The organism is Bifidobacterium sp. LH_743 (assembly GCF_056355775.1).
In genome coordinates this window covers 200,761-221,375 of sequence record NZ_JBKESZ010000001.1, presented here as the reverse complement: position 1 = coordinate 221,375, position 20,615 = coordinate 200,761, and the positions used below count along the sequence as shown (strand labels likewise).

Genomic DNA, 20,615 nt, shown 5'->3' with positions numbered 1-20,615 from the left:
CGCGTCTCACTTGCCCACGCCGGCGTCGGCCACGTCGGCGATTTTGGCCAGCGCGGCACGCGTTTTCAGCATGGCGGTGTACGTGCAGTAGATGTGTTTGGGGGTACCGGGGTCCGCGTTCACGAACGTCATGACCGTTTCCTCCAGGTCGGTGCTCACCTGTTCGACGGGCACCTGGTCGTATTCGAGGCGCAGGGCCATGTCCCACGCGCGCACGCCGGACACCGCTTTGACGCCGGTGCCGCGCAGCGAGGTGAAGTCCACGTCCCACAGCCAGCTCATGTCGCGGCCGTCGGCGTATTCGTCGTTGATGCAGATCATGGTGTCGCAGCCTTCTGGCTTGAACGAGGCCAGGGACAGGCGGAATCCCATCGGATTCTTGACCAGTAGCAGTTCCACGGGCGAGCCGTTCACGGTGATGACCTCGCCGCGGCCGAATGCCGGGGTGACCTCGCTGGCCGCGTCGATCATGGCCTGCGTGGTGGCATGCGCGAAGGCGATCATGCGTGGCGAGACTCCGGCTTGGCGCAGAATCGCGTTCGCGGCGGCCTGGTCGCTCTGGCCGGCCGCGCCATTCGCGCCGACCTCGCCGGATTTGCCGGCCGTATCGGATGCGGAGGCTTCGGCGAGCGCCTCTTCGAACGGCAGGAACATGGCCTGCGCGTCCGCCACGACCGCACGCACCACGGCAAGCGCGGCGGCCGCGTTGTACAGGTTGTAGACGCCTTCCAGCTTGACGGTCGTCTCGTACGTCTCACCATCGATGACGAAGCTGGCACGATGGTCGCCTACGGAACGCAATGTCACATCGGCGGGCAGCACGTCGGCCGTACGATCGGCCGAATCGGCGGTATTCCAGCCATTTTCCGGGCTTTCCTGCGATTCCGCAGCGTCCTGCGCAGCGTCCGACGTATCGGTTTCCTGCGATTCCGCGTCGACGGTGGTGCGCATGTCGTCGTCCGACGGGAAGAAGCCGCGCAGCGATTCGTCGAGGCCGAAATATCGCACTTCCACACCGTCTTCGGTATCAACGACGTCCGCAAGCCGGGCGATGCGAGGATCCTCGCGGTTGAGCACAACGGTTCCGGTGGTCGCTTCGGCCGCTTTGCTCAGCAGACGCGCGGTGTTGTCGATCTCGCCGAAACGGTCAAGTTGGTCGCGCATCACGTTGAGCAGCAGGCAGTAATCGGGTTTCACCTGGCGTACGAAATGCACGGCGTACGCCTCGTCGAGCTCCAATACCGCGATGTCGGCGTCGAGTTTGCCAGAAAGTGAGACTTCGGCGAGCAGCGACGAGACCACACCTCGGGTGAAGTTCGAGCCGGTCGGATTGGTGAAGACCTTCAATCCGAGCGATTCGAGCATGCTGGCCACCATGCGGGTGGTGGTGGTCTTGCCGTTCGTGCCGGAGACGAGCACCACGCCGAGCGGCAGTTGCGCCAGCGTGCGCGAAAGGAAGTCCGGGTCGATGCGTTCCACGATTTTGCCGGGGAACGCGCTGCCGCCGCCGTGCGCCAGGCGGGAGGCAGCGCGGACGGCTTTGCCGATCAGGGGCGTTGCGAAGGAATTCCAAGCCATATCACACCATCTCCTGCTGGGACTGGTAATCCTGGGGCATGTCCTTGAACTTCGAATAGGCGCCAAGGAATGCCAGATTGAACGTTTCGGTAGGACCGTTACGATGCTTCGCCATGATGATGTCGGCCTCGCCCGGACGGTCCTCCTTATCGTAGGCGTCCGGACGGTGCACCAGGAACACCACATCGGCGTCCTGTTCGATCGAACCGGATTCACGCAGATCGGCCAACTGCGGCTTCTTATCCTGACGCATTTCCGGACCACGGTTCAGCTGGCTCAGTGCCACCACCGGCACCTCAAGCTCCTTGGCGAGCAGCTTCAGCGCGCGGGAGAATTCGGACACCTCCTGCTGACGGCTTTCCACGGCCTTGCCGGAGGTCATGAGCTGCAGGTAGTCGATGACGACGAGTTTCAGATCGTTCGTCTGCTTGAGTCGGCGGCACTTCGCACGAATCTCCATCAGGCTCATGTTCGGGCTGTCGTCGATGAACAGCGGCGCATTCTGCAACTTGTCCTGCAACTCGTTCAGGACGGCCCAACGCTCAGGGGTGATGTCCTCGGCGCGGCGCATGACGGAGAGCGGAATATTGGCCTCGGCCGCGATGATACGTTGCGCCAGTTCGGTCTTGCTCATTTCCAAGCTGAAGATGATGGACGTCATATTGTGATGCAGCGCGGCGGAACGCGCGAAATCCACGCCGAGCGTGGACTTACCCATGGCCGGACGGCCCGCCACGACGATCATCTGGCCGGGCTGCAGACCCTGCGTCACCTCGTCGATGTCACGGAAGCCCGTCGGCACGCCTTTGGCCACCTCGCCGCTCTGCAGACGGTCGATCTGGTCGAGCGTCTCGGTGATGACACTGCCGATCGGCGCGTAGTCCTGGCGCACCTTGCCGGTGGACATCTCGTACACCTCGGCCTGGGCGAGGTTGACGACGTCCTCGGCCTGAGAGCCTTCGGCGGTATAGCCAAGCTGGGCAATCTTGGTTCCGGCGGCGATCACGTTGCGCAGGATGGCGCGCTGATGGACGATGTCGGCGTAGAACGTGGCATTGGCGGCCGTCGGCACCGAAGCCACCAGACTGTGCAGGTAGTCGGATCCGCCCACCTTCTCCAGGTTGCCTTCGGAAAGCAGCTCGTTGGCCACGAGCACGGCGTCGACCGGCTGGGAGGCGGCGAACAGCTTGATGATCGCCTCGTACACGGTCTGGTTGCGCGGCTGGTAGAAATCGGTCACGTCGATCATCTGCGACACTTCGCCGATGGCGTCCTTGCTCATCAGCATGCCGCCGAGCACCGCCATTTCGGCGTCGTCGTCATGCGGCGGCACACGATCGAAGATGGCGTCGCGGACCGGCTGTCCCGGACGTCCGCTCATGCCGTTTCCGGCGACCGAAAAACCATGGTTCTGCACCAAATCGTTGCCCCACGAATCGTTCTCCGCCATATCTCTCCAAACGCAAAATCGACCGAGGAAATCGACCGAAATTTTTTAATACAAAAGAAAACCATAATACCGTACACGTCGTCACGTCCGACATGGCCCCGCGATTGTGGATGAATCTCCGCATCGGGACATTTCACCAATCCACGACACGCGCGGAAGGCCCCGTTGTGGATAAGAAACTTGAAAAAAGCCGAGTTATCCACATATTGGGGATAACCGTGTGGAAAACGTTCCGACTTTTCCACAGAGTGGGGATAACCAAGTGGACAACTTGGGGACATTTTCCGTTTGGTGGGAAAATCCCCATATTTCGATTTGCCGAAGTGAACGCAAGGTGATATGTTCCCCACTTTTCGCTGACTGCCGACAAAATCACGGTAGACGAGGATGAGCGTCGGAACATTCGAGACGCGGAGACGGCTGAGCGCGCAGACCCCACCGGGAAGCTCACATGTGGTAACGGGTGGCGTTGTACATGGTGCGCACCAGCGTCTCCCGCCACCTGCTCCAGCCATACTGCTTGGAAATGGCCTCGCCGGATGTGGCGCCCAGCGAGGAACCATCGGCGCGGGTCAGGTCGAAGAGCATGTCCAGCAGCACGGGATCATGGTCGAGCCGCCCCGCCAGATCGTCGCCGACATTGGGATCATTGGGATTGCTGCCGGTCGCGAATTCGGATAGCGTCAGATGCTCGCGCACCAGCAATGTGACCCAACGGACGATGTCGCGGTCGAAGCCCATGCGCTCCACGATGACGGTCGCATGCCGCGCGCCCTCCGCCGCATGGTCGCGCACACCCGGCCGCTTGCCGATGTCGTGCAGAATGCCGGCAAGCAGCAACGCCTCGTAATGCCGGTCGTCATAGCGCCCGCCGCTGGGCGTCTCACGGCCGAGGCGGGTGACGACCTCCACCATATGCCTGTCGATCGTGTACCGGTGCGCGGCCGACGCGCTCGGCCGATTGCGCACACCCAACCATTCGGGGATGAGCTTGCCCGGCACGTCGATGAAATCGATGTCCTCCCACACATCCAGCAACGCGGGCCCCGTGGCCAGCAATCGTACGAACAATTCACGTGATTCCGCCGTCCAATTGCGGTCGCCGACCGGGCACTTCCGCAGATTTTGCAACGTTCCCGGAGCTATCGGCAGGCCGAACTCCGCGGCCGCGACGGCGACGCGCAGCACGAGATTCGGATCTTCGGTCGGATCCATGCCCGGTGCGAGGACGATCTCCTCCTCATGCCTGGCGACGCCAGGCGCGATCACATCGAAGGTCGGCGCCTGCCGCCTGCCGCCGCCACGCGGCTGGAACACCTGGAAGAAGGCGAAACGCGGCTTGTCATGCGTCAGCGAATGCTCGGCGCGAGACGCAGTGGAATCAAGGGAGAACGCGATCTGTCGGCCAACGCGGGCCAGCAGCGTCTGCAAATCGTCAATCGACTGCGCCTCACGCTCACCTTCGGGCAGTGTCGGATCGGACAGACCGAGCATCGCCGCGACCTTCGCCTGGTACGGCGACAGCAGCAGATTCGTGTCCTTGTCCGCGACCAAATGGATGCAGTCGCGCACGTCCAGCAAACGTTCGACGGCATCGTCGTACGTGCCGTGCGGACGGTCGGCAAGCCAGGATGCGGCGAGCGCGGAGACGAGCACGGCATCGCGCAGACCGCCGCGCGCCTCCTTAATGTCCGGCTGGTTGATGTAGGCCATGCGTCCGAATTCGTCGAGACGCGACTTCGCGGAGCCGAGTAGCTCCGGCAGACGCTTGCGGGCGGCCTTGCGCCACCGTTCCAATATGGAGGTGGCCGTATCCGCAATCAGCCGTGTGTCCCCCGCGATCGGCACCACATCCAGCCAGCCCATCGCGGCGGGCAGGTCACGGTCGGTGACGGCCTCGCATTGCGCGACGGTGCGCACCGACTGGTCGAGATCGAGGCCGGAATCCCAAATCGGATACCACAATTTGTTGGCGAGCTCGTTGAGCTGCCGGTCGTTCACCGCATGTGGCTCGTAGATGACCACCAAATCCAAATCGGAGCTGGGGCCGACCTGTCCACGGGCCAGCGAGCCAACCGCGCCGAGACCAATGCCGGAAGACGGGACCTCGAAGGAAACCTCCCCACAGGCCTCCTCCCACAGCCGCTTCAGACTATCCATGGCCAACCGCGTACGGGCCTCGCGTTTCGCCGCGCCATCGCGGTAGACACCGTCCTTATCGGGCTGGCTCATAGCCATGAACCGTTTCTTGAGACCTTCGACCGCTGAAGCCATAACGCACGTTCCTTACGAAAACCGACGCATTGAAAACCGGAAACAACGTCCGGGAAAGCAACCCGGAAAGCATCCCGGAAAAGACGAACCTATGGAAATCCCCGCACGGCGCGAAGCACGTACGGGGATCGTCCTATTGATAACCCGAACCTTGAAGCCCGGGGGTATTAAAAGCCGTCCGAATCGAAATCGAAAACGGAATCGAATCAGATGGCGGCGGAACCGGTCTCGCCGGTGCGCACGCGGGTCACCGAATCAAGCGGAGCCACCCAGACCTTGCCGTCGCCGATGGTGCCGGAGCCGGCGGACTTGACGATCACGCCGACCAGCGTTTCGGCATCGGCGTCATCGGACAGCACCTCGATGCGAATCTTCGGAATGAGATCCACGGTGTATTCGGCGCCACGGTAGACCTCGGTGTGGCCGCGCTGGCGACCATAGCCGTTGGCCTCGGACACGGTCAAGCCGTGCACGCCCGCGGCTGCGAGGGCTTCCTTGACATCGTCGAGTTTATGGGGCTGGATGATAGCGGTAATGAGCTTCATCTCACTTCACCTCCTTGAGGACGGAGCTGGCGGTACCAGCAAAATCGTAAGCGCGCTCGCCCTGGTCGGCCAAATCGATGCCGCCGACCTCCTGAGCCTCGGTGACGCGCCAACCAATCGTCTTCTCCAGAGCGAAGGCGATGATGCCGGTGATGACCGCGGACCAGACGATGGCCACGAGAGCGACGACCAGCTGGACGACCAGCTGACGCCAGTTGCCGCCTGCGAACAGGCCGGTGCCCTCGCCGAAGAAGCCGATGAGCACGGTGCCGGTGAAGCCACCGACGCCATGGACGCCGACCACATCAAGGGAGTCGTCGTAGCCGAGCTTGAACTTCAGGCCACAGGCCAGGCAGGTGAGCACGCCAGCGATGGCGCCCATCACGATGGCCCACAGCGGGGAGACCACATCGGCGGCCGGGGTGATGGCGACCAGACCGGCGACGATGCCCGAAGCAGCACCCATCGCGGTGTAATGGCCGGTGCGGATCTTCTCGGTGAAGCCCCAGGAAAGCATTGCCGCGGCGGTAGCGGCGGAAGTGGAGACCCACGCGTAGCCGGCGGTGCCGTTGGCGGCGAAGGCGGAACCTGCGTTGAAGCCGAACCAGCCGAACCATAGCAGGAAGGCGCCGAGCATGACGAACGGAACATTGTGCGGGCGGAACGGCTGCGTGCCGAAGCCCTTACGCTTGCCGATGATGAGCACGATGATCAATGCGGCGACTGCGGCGTTGATATGGACGACCGTGCCACCTGCGAAATCGTGCGCCTGGGCGCCGATGGCCTGGGAGATCGCGCCGTCGGCGGACAGCAGGCCGCCATTCCACACCATGTGCGCGAGCGGAGCGTAATCGAACGTGATCCACAGCGCCACGAAGATCATCCACGTGCTGTACTTCACGCGCTCGGCGATGGCGCCGCAGATCAACGCGACGGTGATCATGGCGAACGCGGCCTGGAATGCCACGTCGATGCTCACCGGATAGTGGTTGCTGTTCAGCGCGGCCGATGTGTATACGCCATTGTCGGAAACCATGGTGTCCTTCAGCAGGAAGCCGGTCGCCGGATCACCGAAGATGCCTCCGACCGAAGTGCCGGCGTAGGCGATCGACCAACCCCACAGCACCCAGATGATCATCGTGACGGACAATGCGGCCGCCTCCATGATCATCATGTTCAATACAGCCTTGGCGCGGACCATGCCGCCGTAGAAGAACGCCACACCAGGCGTCATGAGGAACACAAGGGACGCGGAAGTCAATATCCACGCGGCATTTCCAGAATCAAGCTGGCCCATGTCACCCTCCTCTTTCTTACTTACTCTGTCTTTGATTCACATTTCCCGCCCCATCGTGTGGGGCTGACAGAACGATATGGAACGCCGGCCGCGTTTTGAAAACGTTACGACGTGTTACGGCGACGTAACGGCATGTGAGAAAAACGTCGATTAAAGTCGCGGAATGCCGGAAATCCAACGAAACGGACTACACGGCAACGACCAAGACATGGCCGTCCGACAATCGCAATATGAAATTGCGGCGACGGACGAAGGGCGAGGTCGGAGTAAGTTGAATGCAGAAAACCTACGGGACGCGCGGCGCATGCGGCGTGCGCGATACGCATGCGCACGATACGCGCGGCGTGCGGGACGAGAGAGCGACGAGGATTATGGCAACGTTCATCATTTCACTATGCGCCATTCTGATGCTGACCACGGTCTCCGGACTGATCTGCCGGAAGGTGCAGCTGCCGGAAGTGATCGGGCAGATCCTCGTCGGCATCCTCGTCGGACCGGCGCTGCTGAACGTGCTGCATATGAGCGATTCGCTGTCGCTGTTCAGCGACCTCGGCATCATCATCCTGATGTTCCTGGGCGGTGTCGGCTGTGATCTGCAGCTGCTGAAGAAGTATTCGAAGGCCGCGATCATCATCGCATGCATGGGCGTGGTGTTCCCCGTGGCCGTGATGGGCGGAGTGAGCCTGCTGTTCGGGTTCAAGCCGATTCCGGCGGCGTTCATCGGCGTGGTGTTCTCCGCCACGTCCGTGTCGATCTCCGTGGCGGTGCTCAAGGAGGCCGGGCTGCTGGATTCCAAGGAGGGCGTGTCCATCCTCGGCGCGGCCGTGGCGGACGACGTGATCGGCGTGATCCTGCTGTCCGTGATGTGCACGCTCGTCAACACCGGCAGCGTGGACGTGGCCGGACTTGGCATGATCCTCCTGAAGCAGGTGCTGTTCTTCGTGGCGGCCGTCGTGGTAGTGGTCTGGGTGGCACCGGCGCTGATGACGTTGGCGGGCGTGCTGAAGGCGCCTTCCGGCATCGCGGTGATGGCGATCATCATCTGCCTTGCGATGGCGTGGGCGTCGAATCTGGCCGGACTGAGCTACGCGGTGGGCGCGTTCTTCGCCGGCATCGCGGTCAGCAACAGCGATTACGCCGAAGAGGCGGACCGGTACATCGAGCCGGTTGGCGACACGTTGTTCGTGCCGGTGTTCTTCGTGGGCATCGGCTTGCAGACCACGGGCGTGGACGATCCGAAGATGATCGTCTTCATTGTGATCATGACGATTCTCGGCGTGATTACCAAGATCGTCGGCTGCGGGCTGGGCGGACGCATGGCCGGCTTCGGCGGAGCGTCGGCGCTGATGATCGGCGCGGGCATGGTACCGCGCGGCGAAATGGCGCTGATCACCGCGCAAATCGGATTCAACGAGCATGTGCTCGGCAGCGAATACTATTCGACGATCATCTTCATCATCTCGCTGGTCACGCTGGTCGCGCCACTGCTGCTGAAGCTGACGATCCGCAGAGTGCCGGGGGTGGGTGCTGCGGATAACACTGAAGGTGTCGAAACTGGTGATGAAGCCGAAGCTGGTGAAGCCGCCGAAACCGTGTCCGCGGAGTAATCGCCACACCGAATGTCCGATTCTCCAGAATCGGACATCTGAAGTACCAAATCGGAGCCTTGTTTGTCCGATTCTCCAGAATCGGACATTCATACGCCAAAATCAAGGTCCTAAATGTCCGTTTCCCCAGAATCGGACATTTAGGGTGCGAAATTCGTATGTCAGGTGTCCGTTTCTGCAGAATCGGACATTCAAGCGTGGTTCGAAGTAGTTTATTTGTCCGATTCTGGGGAATCGGACATTCGAGATCGCAATAACGCAATAAAAAACGCCTCCCGAGATTGGGAGGCGCGATGCTATGGAAGAGGCGGGTCAGGCAAGGATGCCGTCGACGAAGCCTTCCGGATCGAACGGGGCAAGGTCATCCGGACCTTCGCCCAGACCGACGAGCTTGACGGGGACGCCCAGCTCCTTCTGCACGGAGATCACGATGCCGCCCTTGGCGGAGCCGTCGAGCTTGGACAGCACCACGCCGGTGATGCCAATAGCCTCGGCGAACACCTTGGCCTGCGTCATGCCGTTCTGGCCGGTAGTGGCATCAAGCACGAGCAGCACTTCGTCCACGGGCAGGTTCTTTTCGGTGACGCGGCGGATCTTGCCGAGCTCGTCCATCAGGTTGGCCTTGTTCTGCAGACGGCCGGCGGTGTCGATGATGAGCACGTCGGCGTTCGCCTCCTTGGCCTTGGCACTGGCTTCGAACGCCACGGAGGCCGGGTCGGCGCCGTCCTTGTCGGAGCGCACGACCGGCACGCCCACCTTGTCGCCCCAGGTCTCCAGCTGATCGGCGGCGGCGGCGCGGAACGTGTCGGCCGCGCCCAGCATGACCTGCTTGCCTTCGGAGACGAGCAGACGGGAAAGCTTGCCCGCGGTGGTGGTCTTGCCGGTGCCATTCACGCCGACCATGATGATGACGCTCGGCTTGTTCGCGCCTTCCTTGTCGGCGTTGAGACGGCGGTCGACGTCGGTGCCAACGAGCTTCAGGAGCTTGTCCTTCAGCGCGGCGCGCACTTCGGCCGGGTCGGATTGACCAGCGATACGGGCGTCGTTGCGCAGTTCCTCGACGAGCTGCTCGCTGGCTTCCGCACCGACGTCGGCGAGCAGGAGGGTATCTTCGACGTCCTCCCAGTCGGCTTCGGAGAGCTGGTCCTTGGCGAGGATGTTGAACAGGGCCTTGCCGAACGGGTTGCCGGACTTGGACAGGCGCGCCTTGAGACGCTGCATGCGGGATCCGGCCGCTTCGGGGGTTTCGATGGTTGCTTTCGATGCTGGTTCTTCAGCTGCGGGTGCCGTCGGGGATTCGGGCGACCGCTGCGTTTCGGAAGCCGCCGATTCGGCGGTTTTGGCGGTTTCAGCGGCTGGCGATGCGTTCGCTTCGGCCTTCGAGGTTTGCTCGGCATCGGCGTTGCCGACGTGCTTGGTGTCTTCGGTGGCGAGCTGCACGCCGCCCTTGGCCACAGCCTCGTCGGTGGCCCGTTCCACGGACCGCTTGGAAGCCTTGCCGAACCACCATACGCCGACGACGATAGCCGCGATGACGACCACGGCCACAACAATCGCAATAATCACATTCGTATCCATGGCTCCAGCCTAAAAAGCGCAACGGACACACCGCCGTCCATCCCACACCCATCCTTCCATCCTTCCCACGAGTGTCCGATTCTGGAAAATCGGACATCCAAGAGCCGAATTCTGCAGTCCAGATGTCCGATTCTGCAGAATCGGACACTCAAGGGCTGGTTTTTGTGCTCCAGATGTCCGATTCTCCAGAATCGGACATTGTTGGGAGGCGGGATATGAATCCGGGAACCGGAGACATGAAGTGGGAGTGGAAGCGGGGCTATCCACGGGACGTGAAAAACTGGACAGCATGGCCAATACATCCAGAATGACGTCGTATCAAAGGCGCGAACAGCTCATCGAAATCGGTCGATCGCTGTTCGCGGCCGAGGGTTTCGAAGCGGTGAGCGTGGAGGAGATCGCAGCCACCGCCAAAGTGTCGAAACCCATCGTGTACGAGCATTTCGGAGGCAAGGAAGGCCTGTACGCCGTGGTGGTGGACCGCGAAATGCGAGCCCTCACCGATACCCTTATCAACGCGCTGTCCGACCCGAACGCACATCCGCGCCAAATCGTGGAACGCACAGCCCTCGCGCTGCTCACCTACGTGGAGGAGAACGCCGACGGATTTCGCGTGCTCACCCGCGATTCGCCGAAAACCGACCCGTCCAGCTCATTCAATTCCCTGCTCGGCGACATCTCGGTCCGCGTGGAGGACATCCTCACCGAATCGTTCAAACGCCAGCATCTGCCGGCCAAAGGCGTGCCGTACTACGCGCAGATGCTCATCGGCATGACCGTATACACCTGCCAATACTGGGCCGACCAGCGCAAACTCAGCAAGGAGCAGCTCGCCGCGCACATCGTGAACCTAGCATGGTACGGACTGAGCCGCATGGAGGCCAAGCCGGAACTGCGCTACGAAAACGAGAAGACCGTACGCGCCGCGGAAAAACAGGCCGCGAAAAAAGCGAAGGAAAACGCGAAGCGGGAAAGGAAAGCCGCGAAATCGCAGAGCGCCCCAAGCCAGCCGGACAACCCAGACAACCCAGACAACCGCGACAACGACGAAACGGACGAACCCGCACAATCGCAAGAACAACAACAGCAGCCAAACGTTGACGAAAACTGACGCAATGTCACCTGAGATGACCCTCAGGGAAAATTCAGGTGCAGATTGCGTATTTCAGGGTGCCGTTTGTGCGCGAAACCATTCCCCGGAAGCGCACATGGTGCTACGTTAGTTTCCGTTACGCTTTGACCGGCACGGACGGACCAGCCTCGGCCCTCCGCACGGCCAACATGGCACAGCGCCGAGCCAAAACGACCGGCACGAGCCCGATACGAGGAAGAATATGCAGGAGAAGAAGACGCTCACCTTCGTGGTGCCCGCGTACAACATGACGGAATACCTGGAACGGTGCGTCGAATCGTTGATCGCGGCGAAGCGCAACGACGACATCGAAGTGCTGATCGTGGACGACGGCTCGTCCGACGGCACGCTGGAAATGGCGCGGAAATTCGAAGCTCGCAATCCGGGAATCGTGCGCGCGATCCATCAGGAGAACAAAGGCCACGGCGGCGCGGTCAACACCGGCATCGCGGCGGCGAGCGGCATGTATGTAAAGGTCGTGGACGCGGATGATTGGGTCGGTCCCGAATCGCTGGAACAGGTTCTGGCCGTGCTGCGCGACGAGGTCGGCAAGGACGACCCGCTCGACATGCTCGTCACCAACTACGTGTACGACAAGGTGGGCAAACGCAACAAACACGTGGTGAGCTTCCGTCATGCCATGGAGCCCGGAAAACGGCTCACCTGGGATGATCTGGGGCATTTCGGACTGACCGAATACATCCTCATGCACGCGCTGGTCTACCGGACGGCCGTGGTGCGTGAATCGAAGATGCAACTGCCGGAACACACGTTCTACGTGGACTTCATCTACGCGTATCAGCCGTTCCCGTGGGTCAAGTCGCTGCAATATCTGGACACGCCGTTCTACCACTATTTCATCGGACGTGACGGGCAGAGCGTGCAGACGGACGTGATGATCCGCCGCGTGGACCAGCTGCGTCTCGTCAACCAGTGCATGGTGCGCGCCACCCCCGAACGCGGCACGGTGCCGGACGGCTTGTACCGCTACATGATTCATTTTCTGGCGATTGAAAGCTCCGTGGCAAGCGTGTTCATGATCTTGTCGCGCGACCCGGCGAATTACGAGAAGAAGAAGGCCCTGTGGGCGGATATCAAGGAATATTCGCCCACGATCTACAAGGACGTCCGCAAGAAGGCGATGTCACGCGCGCTGAATCTGCACGGGTCGGTCGGACGATTCGTGATTCGCAAGGGATATTTCGTCGCGGAACACGTGGTCGGCTTCAACTGATTGTGGGCTCTGTTCGCCGGTCCGGCATTTCCAGTTGACGTGCGTCGGCCGGACGTTCCGGCTGGCATTCCGTTTGACGGACGGGCTGGCGTTTTGACGGTTTTAGCTCCAGGAAAGCGGCTATCTCGCTTATTTGTGGCAGATTTCACCTTTCCGGCACCGCTATTTCGCTTATTTGTGGCACCATAATGCGTTTGCCCCGAGTATGAACGTTGGAATTCCAAGGCTCATACTCGGGGTAACGCGTATCAGGTGCCACAAATAAGGCAATTAGAGGCAATTAGCTGGTCCGGGGGCTTTGCAAGGCAGCGCAGAATCGCCCGCACAGGTCACTGGCGCTGGTTCCCCGGGAGCAGGCACCCGCACCAGGCCGCCCGCACAGGCTCAGTTCCAGCGGTCGGACATGGCGAAGCCGTTGCGCATCAGGTTGCTGGACGTGTACAGCACGTCGTTAAGCAACTTGGTGGCATGCTTGCGCAGGTATTCCGCCATTTCGGTGTTGGCGGATTCCAGACGTGCGGAGGTTGGGCCGGCCGCGGTCTGCCCTGCGTTCTCCGGCTGCTCTTCCTGCTCTGTCGGATTTTCCTGCTTCAGCTGCTCCAGCGCCGCATCCGTGCGTTCGACCAACCGATGCCCAAACACACGCACGCCCTCCGCGAACGCCTCGATGGCATTGTTGGTCTCATAGAAATGCGCGTCGGCGAGCGCCGCGATCAGACGGTTCGTCCAATACAGGCAATCCGTGGAGACCTCCGGCGTGGTGTCACGCAGGTACGCCGGCGTATCGTCCACGTTCGCATAGAACGGCGCCGCCGCGGTGAACGCGCCGGAACCGTAGGAAATCCACATGATCGAACGGTTTTCCGCAGGCACGTACGGACGAATCTGCATGGCGACCATGTGTCCGGTGCGGTTGATGCCAATCGGACGGTAGCGATGGCGGCTTTCCGGGGTTCCCTGCGTTCCGTACGGATCGTAAGGGGTGCCTTCGAAATGCGATCCCAACAAAAAGTCGACGTCTTCGATGGTCACCGCGTTCTCCGGTTCGACGCACCACGGAATATCGTCCGATTCGGGCGTGTGCCCTTCCGCATCAGCGGGGTTGAGGTAACGGTGCATGTACCAGGCGCGCGGCGTGTTGTAGATGTGGTCCTTTGTGGTGGCGGTGCCGAATATGATGCGCGGATTGCAATGGCTACCGTTCATGCCGCCCTGCGCGCCCGCCGCGCGACCAAGTCGATGCCGTTCGATGAAGTCCGGCAGATCGGCGCTGCACATGAATTCGCGTGCGTCGCTGAACGCGTCGTCGAAATCGAAATAATCGATGCCCAGCTGGTTGGGGATGATGGCGCATTTCTCGTCCGGCACGCGACGGGCGATCCAATGGTGGCCGCCGATGGTCTCGACGTACCAGATCTCGTCCACGTCGGAAATGATGATGCCGTTCGATTCGTACGTTCCGTACGTTTCGAGCAGTTCCGCGAGACGTTTCACGCCTTCGCGCGCGGTGGCGACGTACGGCAGGACGAGGGTGATGATGTCCTCCTCGCCGATGCCGCCAGGCGTTTCCGCCCTGCCCGTGGTTTCGTCGGCCGGCTGCAGCTCGACCATCGGATCGGCGGCGAGCACGCGTTCGTTGACGGCGATGGTTTCGGTGGCGCTCATGGCCACGTTATGCTCGTTCACACCAGCTTCCGCAAGGATTCCACGGTTTGGCAGCACGTTCGGCACAATGCTGTAGCGGCATGGGTCATCGGGAAGGTCGATTTCGACGTGGCTGAGCACGCTGCGGTAGTGCCGCGGCTGCTCCTGCGGCGCGACGGCTATGAATTTCTTGGGATCGTAACGGCCGGAACCGGAATCATCGTCGCGGGCGATGATGGTCGAACCGTCGTAGCTTGCTTTTTTACCTACAAGAATCGTGGTGCATGACATGGTTTCGATTGTAAGGGCCGTGGGTACACGATGTGGGCACGCGAGGCGCGAACGTGGGGCAAACGTGAGGCGAAAGACGCCCGCGGTGGCGATTCGTCCGAATATGCTGTATACTATGTTGCTGTTGCCCCTCTAGCTCAACGGTTAGAGCAGCGTCCTTTTAAGTCGTGGGTTGTGGGTTCGAATCCCACGGGGGGCACCGGCCAAAAGCCTTGAAAGCCAATGATTGCAACGGTTTTCAAGGCTCTTCGTTTATCCGATGCAAGGGGTTATGAAGGGGAAACCCAGCATTTACCCAGCAGATTCATTTGCAAAGTCGTGCGGCACACCATAAATCCACGATTTTCCGGCCGTATGTTCTTGGCCACTCATTCCCGGCCGCACGCTTCCGGCCGCACGCCCCGGCCGTACGCCCTCGACCGCAAGTTTCCGGCCGTGAGTCCTCAGCCGGCCTGTCCCGACCACACGTTCTCAGCTGCACATCCCCGGCCGCGCTTGCCCTAGCTCGCCAAGCCAGCCCCCCCCCCACACACACACACAAGCCCAACTGTCCCAGTCCATCCAGAACAAATCCAATCGCCCCTATTGCAACGAATCAACCCAAGCCAAAACATCAACAAAAGCATCAACATGGCATGAACACACCTTTTGAACATCCCTTTGCGGATTTCTAACGATGCGTGCGGATTATTCATAGTATCGTGCGGATTTCTGGCAACGCGTGCGGATTATTCATGGCGTGTGCGGATTTTAAATCGCCCCAAAAATATTATCGGGGGACAAAAGATGGAAATTTCGTACTTTTCGGGGGCAAAATGTCTGAAATCGCCAATTTCCAATCCGCACGTATCGTCGATAATCCGCACGGTCAATCAGAAATCCACAGACACTGCCGAAAATCCGCACACGCAAAGTACAATCCGCAAATCTCCAGCAAGAATCCGCACGGCCTTGCCGAAATCCGCAAAGTTTGGCAGAAATCCGCACGCGACAAAGGATGATGCGGAATGAGGACGAGCAAGGCGCGAGGTACGGACGAGCAAGACATTCGGACGATTCGGACGCAAGGCACGGACAAGCAGAACAGTTGGACAGTCCGGACAATTTGAACGATTCAGACGATTCGAACAGACCGGACGGGCAGGACAAGCAGGACGATTCGGGCGCAAGACGCGGCCAAACAAGGCACGGACAAGCAGAACAATTCAGACACGAAAAAATTCGTACGGAACGAATGCAAACGCGGACAAGCAAGATTCGGACGGGCAGGACGGTTAGGCGATTAGGACAAGGCATGGGCGGTGATGGTCACATCGCGTCCGCAAAAACGGTTTCGGCGCGCCGCAATCGCGGGCGATGATAGACTTGAATGGCATCGAACATTTGTTCGCATATTTCAGTATTATGGGGAATTCCCCACTATATACAGTGGATGAACATACGAAACGCCACTATGGGTAGTGTATACTGATGAACGGTCCGCGCAGACGGGCGATAATCGCAGAACGTACCGGAAGGCATCCGCACAAAGCGGGGAGCCGCTTGCATAGGGAGGAAAAGTAATGACCGTAACCGTCTTCACCAATCCGAACAATCCGCAATGCGAAGCCACCGAACAGGAACTTTCCAAACTGGGCGTGCGGTACGTGGCGATCGACCTGACTCAGAATCCGTCCACGCTCGAGCAAATCAAGGACGCCGGATTCAAGCAGATTCCGGTGGTCATCTCACCGAACTCCTCATGGAGCGGGCATCGCCCCGACCTCATCCGTCAACTGGCCCAAAGCATCGCGGCGTAAACGACGGCCAACCCGGCCAGCATCCGCCGAGACACAGCCTACATACGGCCGGCCGTGGATGGGTCGATCTTCATGGTCTGGAATCGATGAGCCATGAAATCATCATTGAAATAGGTGGCGAAGAACTGCGCGACAGGCGAATCCTGCGCGATCCCCGCCATACGGGAATACCAGGCGTCAAGCGCCATCAACGTCATCACGCCATCCACAAAGACGAACACGAAACACACCAGCGTCAACGAATAGCGGATCCTCCACGGAATGCGCTGGATCAATCGCAGCAATCGCGGCAGAATCAGCTTGACCCAGACCAAACCAAGGATGCCCCAGAAGAACATGTACTTGCCGGACGTGCGCCCGTCGATCGAAAGCCACTGTCCCGTGTAATCCCATGCGCGGATGCCGAACGCCACCTGCATGAACCAGCTGGTGAAATATTCGAACGCACCGCCGATCACAGCGCTGGAGCAGAAGATCAGCAGCCAATTCGACTGCCACAAATGGTTGAGCAGCACAGTGACGATCACCACGCCGAAGCCGTAGATCGGCGAGAATGGCCCCCATAGGAAGCCCGCGCGGTCCTGGTATTCGCCGAACAGGATGAAATGGTAGATGGTCTCGACTACCAGGCCGAACACGCAACCGATCGTGAACAGCCAGAACAGATTGAAGAAATCCAGCGAAATATAGCCTTTGCCGGTCAGATCGCGGCCGGCCATGCCTTGGGAAGCGGCGTTCTCATACGCGCTGCGGGCGTCCATGCGCCGCAACGCGAATTGCAGCCGGCGCTCCTCCCGCAGCGACGGGTCGGCGGTGATGTGCAGCGCGATCAGCACGACAAGCTGGATGGCCGGGCTGACGAGATTCAGACCGAGCCCATTCAACGCCAACGACAGCAGGCCTTCGGCGAGCGTCAGCGGAATCAGCAGGTACGTCCATTGCGCGATGTGCCGGCGCTTGTTCCTGAAAAGCAGCACGCCGAACACCGTCAGGCACGCGGTGGTGACCATCAGCACGACCGCGTGGATCGCCGACAGAATCGTGGTGAGGCTCAGCGCGTCGACCCTCATATCGCCGGAAAGCACGGCCTGCACAACGTACAGGCACGACAGCACGATGATCGGCAGCGTCACCACGCCTTCGACGAGCATCACGATGCCGTAAATGCGGGCGATCAACGGCAGACGACGATCGGCGGGGCTGTCGGCTCCTTCGATGGCCGCGATTTCGGTTTCGTCCGCGATCGCCTTGCTTTCCGTGACCGCCTTGCTTGCGACGGAATCCTTGGATTGCGCGTCGGATTGCGCGGTTTCGCTCATGTGCCGCTCCTTTCCGAGCTCAACGCTACCAAACGGCGGCAATAATCGCTGTGGGGGAAAGAAGATAGGGGTATGACGATCGGCCAGCGCACCGAAGCTCGGAGCCGGCCTGAGAAAATTCCTTTGAGAGGATTTCCTTGACTGCCAGCCTCGACTCCGCCACCGACAAGAATACCCCCGTACATGAGGTCTCCGCGGAAAACATCACTTTTCCGGAGCTGCTACATGTACGAGGGTCTAAGTGCAGGAGGCAAGGTCCAGGACGCCAGAGTTGCGAAGACACCTGGCGCGAACCCCATTCAGCTGGCGATGGTTCCGGACTCATCGGCGTCCAGATAGCTGCTGGAATTGTTGGATCCGGAGGAGCTGGAACCGGAATCGGAAGAGCCTGAACCGGAGCCGCCCTGCTGCCCGGACTGACCAGAACCGGACTGACCAGAACCAGACTGACCAGACTGACCAGAATCGGAACCACCCTGGCCGGGCTGTCCACTCGGCGGCTCACCCATCTGACCGGACTGGCCGCCAGGACCGCCCATCTGACCATTGGATTGGCCATTGGACTGACCGCCAGGCCCCTGCTGGCTCGTCTGCTGCTGGCTCGAACCGGAAATCGCGTTCATCGCGAACGCGCCGCCGACACCGCCTATCAGGCCGCACACCAGGCTGAGACCCGCGATGATGGCGATGGTCTTGCCACCGAGTTTCGGCGATGGCGCTGCCGCCGCGGCCGGGTTTTCGAAGATTTCCGTCTCGGATTGCGGATTCGGCATGCGGAAGTTGTCGTGATTCCCGTCGGGTATCGCGCTGCCATAGCCGGTGCCACCGTAGCCGGCATTGCCGGATTGGGTATCGTCGGGAGCAGTGCTGCCAGACGGCACGGCATTGTTGGATGGGGTTGAGGCATTGAAATCGAAGTCGGTCATGATGCACTTCCTTGCAGTGAATTGTTATGAATTGCGGTGAATTGTTATGGGTTGCTGTGGATTGTTATGAATTGCGGATATGGATGGCTGCGCGAATGGCGGCGAATGGAACCGGCCGTCAGAACGACCACACGGTATCGGCCCCGAACCGCTTGTCGAATGCGGCGCGGTCGGCCACGTCCGAACTCAGTTTCGTGTCGGAGCTGGCGGAAACCGAGGTGCCGTACGAGCCGGTGACGGTCACCGTGAGGTCGCTGTCGCCCGAAACCACGGTCTTGCCGCCTGCCTTGATGGTCACCGTGCGGCCGGAGGAATCGACCACTTTGCCGCCGGAGGCCACGTTCAGCGCGGAGATGGTGGTATCGGCCGTGACCACCCATGTGGAGGTGCCGTCCACGTTCACGCTGATCGGCGCTTCGGAGGCCGACGACGAGCCGGATGCCGACGAATTCTCGGTGATTTCCGCCGAGCCCGTCCACGAGGAGCCTTCCAGCAGGTTGAGCGTCACCGTCGAAATGGTGTCGGCGCTCACTTTGCCGGACAGATCCTGCGAGCGCCCGGTGAAGGTCACCGTGGCGCCGTTCGAGCCGGCCGACCCCCAATTGTTCGAATCGTTGCCGGCGGCGAGGATGAGGTTCGCGGCGGAGGAGTCGAAGTCGAGTTTCGTGTTCTGCAGCACCACGTCAGCGGTGGTGTTGGTGAAGTAGAACATCGAACCGGACTCGATGGCGGATTTCAACGTGGAGTCCTTCGCCTGGAATGTGGCGTGCTCGCCGGTGGCGGTGTCCGCGTCGCCGGAGGTGGACTGGTAGATGATCACGCCGTTGGCCACGGGGTCGGAGCCGGTGGTGCCGGTGTTGGTGCTTTCCAGCGTCGATTTGTTGATGAGGATGGTGTTGAGGCCTTCCATGCCCGCGATCTGCGATCCGTTCGCCGTGCCGGTCACGCCCGACACCTCGATGTCTCCCGTGGAATACAGCAGCGGCGATCCGCTGCCGGCGGTGGAGAGCGTTGACCCGGTGACGGATATGGTTCCGCCGCCGCGGTCGGTGGCCAGGGATGCGCTGTGGTCGCCTTTCGTATTGATGGTCATGCCGTCGGCGATGATCGAACCTCCATAGGTGGCGTCGAGTCCACGCGAATTGGCCGCGGAGGTGTCGATGTCCACGTCGTTGGCCAGCACCGTGGCCGAATCGGTGGCGAAGATGCCGTTCGATCCGGCGCTTTCGGCGCTGATGGAGGAGCCTGATATGACGGCTTTCGACTGCTTCCCCACTGCCAGCAGCACCGAATTGGTGCCGTAGAAATTGCAGTTGTCGGCGTGGCTGCTGTCTCCCGATTTGACGAGTTTGCCGTTGGTGATGGTGAGCGTGCCGCCGTTTTGCGCGAGCGCCGCGTTCTGGTCCGTCTGGGTCGCCGTAGTGGTTTCGCCATCCGACGCGACCTTTTTGCCGTCGGCGGTGAGCGCGCCGGAGTAGGTGCCTGTGTAGTCGTAGCTCATGGTGTTGGCTCCGCCGGGGCCGTTGAGCGTGGCCGCGATGCTTTGCCGCGATCCGGGGCTCGCTTTGAGCAGTGCCGTCACGCCCATGCCCGCTCCGAAGCCCGAGACCAGCGATACGGCCGCCGCGATTGCGATGGCTTTGCCGATCGGCTGCGTTCCGCGATTGGCACGTTGATGGGTTGCATAAGCCATGATCGTTCCTTTCCTTTGAAGGCGGATATGTGGTTATGCGACGTCGTTAGTTGTATTAAGCACCTTGTTGTTGCGATGGAACTGGATGGCGTCCGGAAAGTTTCTGGATGGTTTTTGAAAGTTTTCTGAATGCGATTTCGTGGCCATTCCACCCTGTTTTCGCCCCGTTTTCCGCCTCGGGCGCATGGCGTCGACGCGCTCAGCGAAGATAAGGCAGCTTTGTCCCAGAGCGCGTTATACGATACGAA

15 protein-coding genes and 1 tRNA gene are annotated in these 20,615 nt (G+C 60.8%); 6 read left to right on the top strand and 10 right to left on the bottom strand.

The genetic code is table 11. The annotated features are described in order from the left end of the window. Nucleotides 1-6 precede the first annotated feature (6 nt). The 5 genes from AC1ATL_RS00860 to AC1ATL_RS00840 form a co-directional block, all read right to left on the bottom strand. Entirely contained in the window at nt 7-1,578 is a 1,572-nt protein-coding gene (locus AC1ATL_RS00860; protein ID WP_476567772.1) for a MurT ligase domain-containing protein, read from the bottom strand. A 1-nt stretch (nt 1,579) separates the two neighbouring features. Then, complete coding sequence (gene dnaB, locus AC1ATL_RS00855; protein ID WP_432622650.1) at nt 1,580-3,028, bottom strand: replicative DNA helicase; 1,449 nt, start codon at nt 3,026-3,028, stop codon at nt 1,580-1,582. A 447-nt stretch (nt 3,029-3,475) separates the two neighbouring features. After that, entirely contained in the window at nt 3,476-5,302 is a 1,827-nt protein-coding gene (locus AC1ATL_RS00850) for a [protein-PII] uridylyltransferase family protein (RefSeq protein ID WP_476567770.1), read from the bottom strand. A gap of 206 nt (nt 5,303-5,508) precedes the next feature. Next, complete coding sequence (locus AC1ATL_RS00845; RefSeq protein WP_003807443.1) at nt 5,509-5,847, bottom strand: P-II family nitrogen regulator; 339 nt, start codon at nt 5,845-5,847, stop codon at nt 5,509-5,511. A gap of 1 nt (nt 5,848) precedes the next feature. Next, the gene (locus AC1ATL_RS00840; RefSeq protein WP_432622655.1) at nt 5,849-7,144 is read right to left on the bottom strand and encodes an ammonium transporter; all 1,296 of its coding nucleotides are present in this window, start codon (nt 7,142-7,144) and stop codon (nt 5,849-5,851) included. Between the two features lie 371 nt (nt 7,145-7,515). Between AC1ATL_RS00840 and AC1ATL_RS00835 the strand changes: the two genes are divergently transcribed. Then, nucleotides 7,516-8,751: a cation:proton antiporter gene (locus AC1ATL_RS00835; RefSeq protein WP_476567766.1), complete on the top strand. Its 1,236-nt coding sequence runs from the start codon at nt 7,516-7,518 to the stop codon at nt 8,749-8,751. Nucleotides 8,752-9,063: 312 nt separating this feature from the next. Here the strand turns inward: AC1ATL_RS00835 and ftsY are convergent, their stop codons facing one another. Beyond that, nucleotides 9,064-10,329, bottom strand: a complete 1,266-nt coding sequence (gene ftsY / locus AC1ATL_RS00830; protein WP_476567764.1) for a signal recognition particle-docking protein FtsY — start codon at nt 10,327-10,329, stop codon at nt 9,064-9,066. Nucleotides 10,330-10,618: 289 nt separating this feature from the next. On the opposite strand from ftsY, the gene AC1ATL_RS00825 reads away from it, so the two are divergent. Continuing rightward, nucleotides 10,619-11,440, top strand: coding sequence for a TetR/AcrR family transcriptional regulator (locus AC1ATL_RS00825; RefSeq protein WP_476567762.1), 822 nt, complete (start codon nt 10,619-10,621; stop codon nt 11,438-11,440). Between the two features lie 223 nt (nt 11,441-11,663). Beyond that, complete coding sequence (locus tag AC1ATL_RS00820; protein WP_432622663.1) at nt 11,664-12,695, top strand: glycosyltransferase family 2 protein; 1,032 nt, start codon at nt 11,664-11,666, stop codon at nt 12,693-12,695. Nucleotides 12,696-13,079: 384 nt separating this feature from the next. Here AC1ATL_RS00820 and AC1ATL_RS00815 read toward each other — a convergent pair whose 3' ends face one another. After that, nucleotides 13,080-14,630: a C69 family dipeptidase gene (locus AC1ATL_RS00815; protein ID WP_476567759.1), complete on the bottom strand. Its 1,551-nt coding sequence runs from the start codon at nt 14,628-14,630 to the stop codon at nt 13,080-13,082. 126 nt (nt 14,631-14,756) lie between these two features. Here AC1ATL_RS00815 and AC1ATL_RS00810 point away from each other — a divergent pair. The 3 genes from AC1ATL_RS00810 to AC1ATL_RS00800 all read left to right on the top strand — a co-directional run bounded on the left by AC1ATL_RS00810 (nt 14,757) and on the right by AC1ATL_RS00800 (nt 16,429). Beyond that, nucleotides 14,757-14,829 (top strand) — tRNA-Lys (locus AC1ATL_RS00810). A gap of 616 nt (nt 14,830-15,445) precedes the next feature. Beyond that, a complete protein-coding gene (locus AC1ATL_RS00805) occupies nt 15,446-15,631 on the top strand; it encodes a hypothetical protein (protein WP_476567757.1) in 186 nt (61 codons plus the stop codon). 561 nt (nt 15,632-16,192) lie between these two features. Next, nucleotides 16,193-16,429, top strand: coding sequence for a glutaredoxin family protein (locus AC1ATL_RS00800; protein ID WP_432624761.1), 237 nt, complete (start codon nt 16,193-16,195; stop codon nt 16,427-16,429). 38 nt (nt 16,430-16,467) lie between these two features. On the opposite strand, the gene AC1ATL_RS00795 is transcribed toward AC1ATL_RS00800, so the two are convergent. The 3 genes from AC1ATL_RS00795 to AC1ATL_RS00785 all read right to left on the bottom strand — a co-directional run bounded on the left by AC1ATL_RS00795 (nt 16,468) and on the right by AC1ATL_RS00785 (nt 20,367). After that, nucleotides 16,468-17,748 (bottom strand): putative ABC transporter permease, encoded by a 1,281-nt coding sequence (locus AC1ATL_RS00795; protein ID WP_476567755.1) that lies wholly within the window; start codon nt 17,746-17,748, stop codon nt 16,468-16,470. Nucleotides 17,749-18,047: 299 nt separating this feature from the next. Further along, nucleotides 18,048-18,674 carry a hypothetical protein gene (locus tag AC1ATL_RS00790; RefSeq protein WP_476567753.1) on the bottom strand — a complete coding sequence of 209 codons (627 nt, stop codon included), beginning with the start codon at nt 18,672-18,674 and terminating at the stop codon, nt 18,048-18,050. Between the two features lie 118 nt (nt 18,675-18,792). After that, nucleotides 18,793-20,367 carry an adhesin gene (locus tag AC1ATL_RS00785; RefSeq protein ID WP_476567751.1) on the bottom strand — a complete coding sequence of 525 codons (1,575 nt, stop codon included), beginning with the start codon at nt 20,365-20,367 and terminating at the stop codon, nt 18,793-18,795. Nucleotides 20,368-20,615 lie beyond the last annotated feature (248 nt).

What these genes read in the sequence shown, in the direction of transcription:
- AC1ATL_RS00860 (WP_476567772.1), bottom strand. Translation starts at nt 1,578, where the DNA reads ATGGCTTGGAATTCCTTCGCAACGCCCCTGATCGGCAAAGCCGTCCGC.
- dnaB (WP_432622650.1), bottom strand. Translation starts at nt 3,028, where the DNA reads ATGGCGGAGAACGATTCGTGGGGCAACGATTTGGTGCAGAACCATGGT.
- AC1ATL_RS00850 (WP_476567770.1), bottom strand. Translation starts at nt 5,302, where the DNA reads ATGGCTTCAGCGGTCGAAGGTCTCAAGAAACGGTTCATGGCTATGAGC.
- AC1ATL_RS00845 (WP_003807443.1), bottom strand. Translation starts at nt 5,847, where the DNA reads ATGAAGCTCATTACCGCTATCATCCAGCCCCATAAACTCGACGATGTC.
- AC1ATL_RS00840 (WP_432622655.1), bottom strand. Translation starts at nt 7,144, where the DNA reads ATGGGCCAGCTTGATTCTGGAAATGCCGCGTGGATATTGACTTCCGCG.
- AC1ATL_RS00835 (WP_476567766.1), top strand. Translation starts at nt 7,516, where the DNA reads ATGGCAACGTTCATCATTTCACTATGCGCCATTCTGATGCTGACCACG.
- ftsY (WP_476567764.1), bottom strand. Translation starts at nt 10,329, where the DNA reads ATGGATACGAATGTGATTATTGCGATTGTTGTGGCCGTGGTCGTCATC.
- AC1ATL_RS00825 (WP_476567762.1), top strand. Translation starts at nt 10,619, where the DNA reads ATGGCCAATACATCCAGAATGACGTCGTATCAAAGGCGCGAACAGCTC.
- AC1ATL_RS00820 (WP_432622663.1), top strand. Translation starts at nt 11,664, where the DNA reads ATGCAGGAGAAGAAGACGCTCACCTTCGTGGTGCCCGCGTACAACATG.
- AC1ATL_RS00815 (WP_476567759.1), bottom strand. Translation starts at nt 14,630, where the DNA reads ATGTCATGCACCACGATTCTTGTAGGTAAAAAAGCAAGCTACGACGGT.
- AC1ATL_RS00805 (WP_476567757.1), top strand. Translation starts at nt 15,446, where the DNA reads ATGTCTGAAATCGCCAATTTCCAATCCGCACGTATCGTCGATAATCCG.
- AC1ATL_RS00800 (WP_432624761.1), top strand. Translation starts at nt 16,193, where the DNA reads ATGACCGTAACCGTCTTCACCAATCCGAACAATCCGCAATGCGAAGCC.
- AC1ATL_RS00795 (WP_476567755.1), bottom strand. Translation starts at nt 17,748, where the DNA reads ATGAGCGAAACCGCGCAATCCGACGCGCAATCCAAGGATTCCGTCGCA.
- AC1ATL_RS00790 (WP_476567753.1), bottom strand. Translation starts at nt 18,674, where the DNA reads ATGACCGACTTCGATTTCAATGCCTCAACCCCATCCAACAATGCCGTG.
- AC1ATL_RS00785 (WP_476567751.1), bottom strand. Translation starts at nt 20,367, where the DNA reads ATGGCTTATGCAACCCATCAACGTGCCAATCGCGGAACGCAGCCGATC.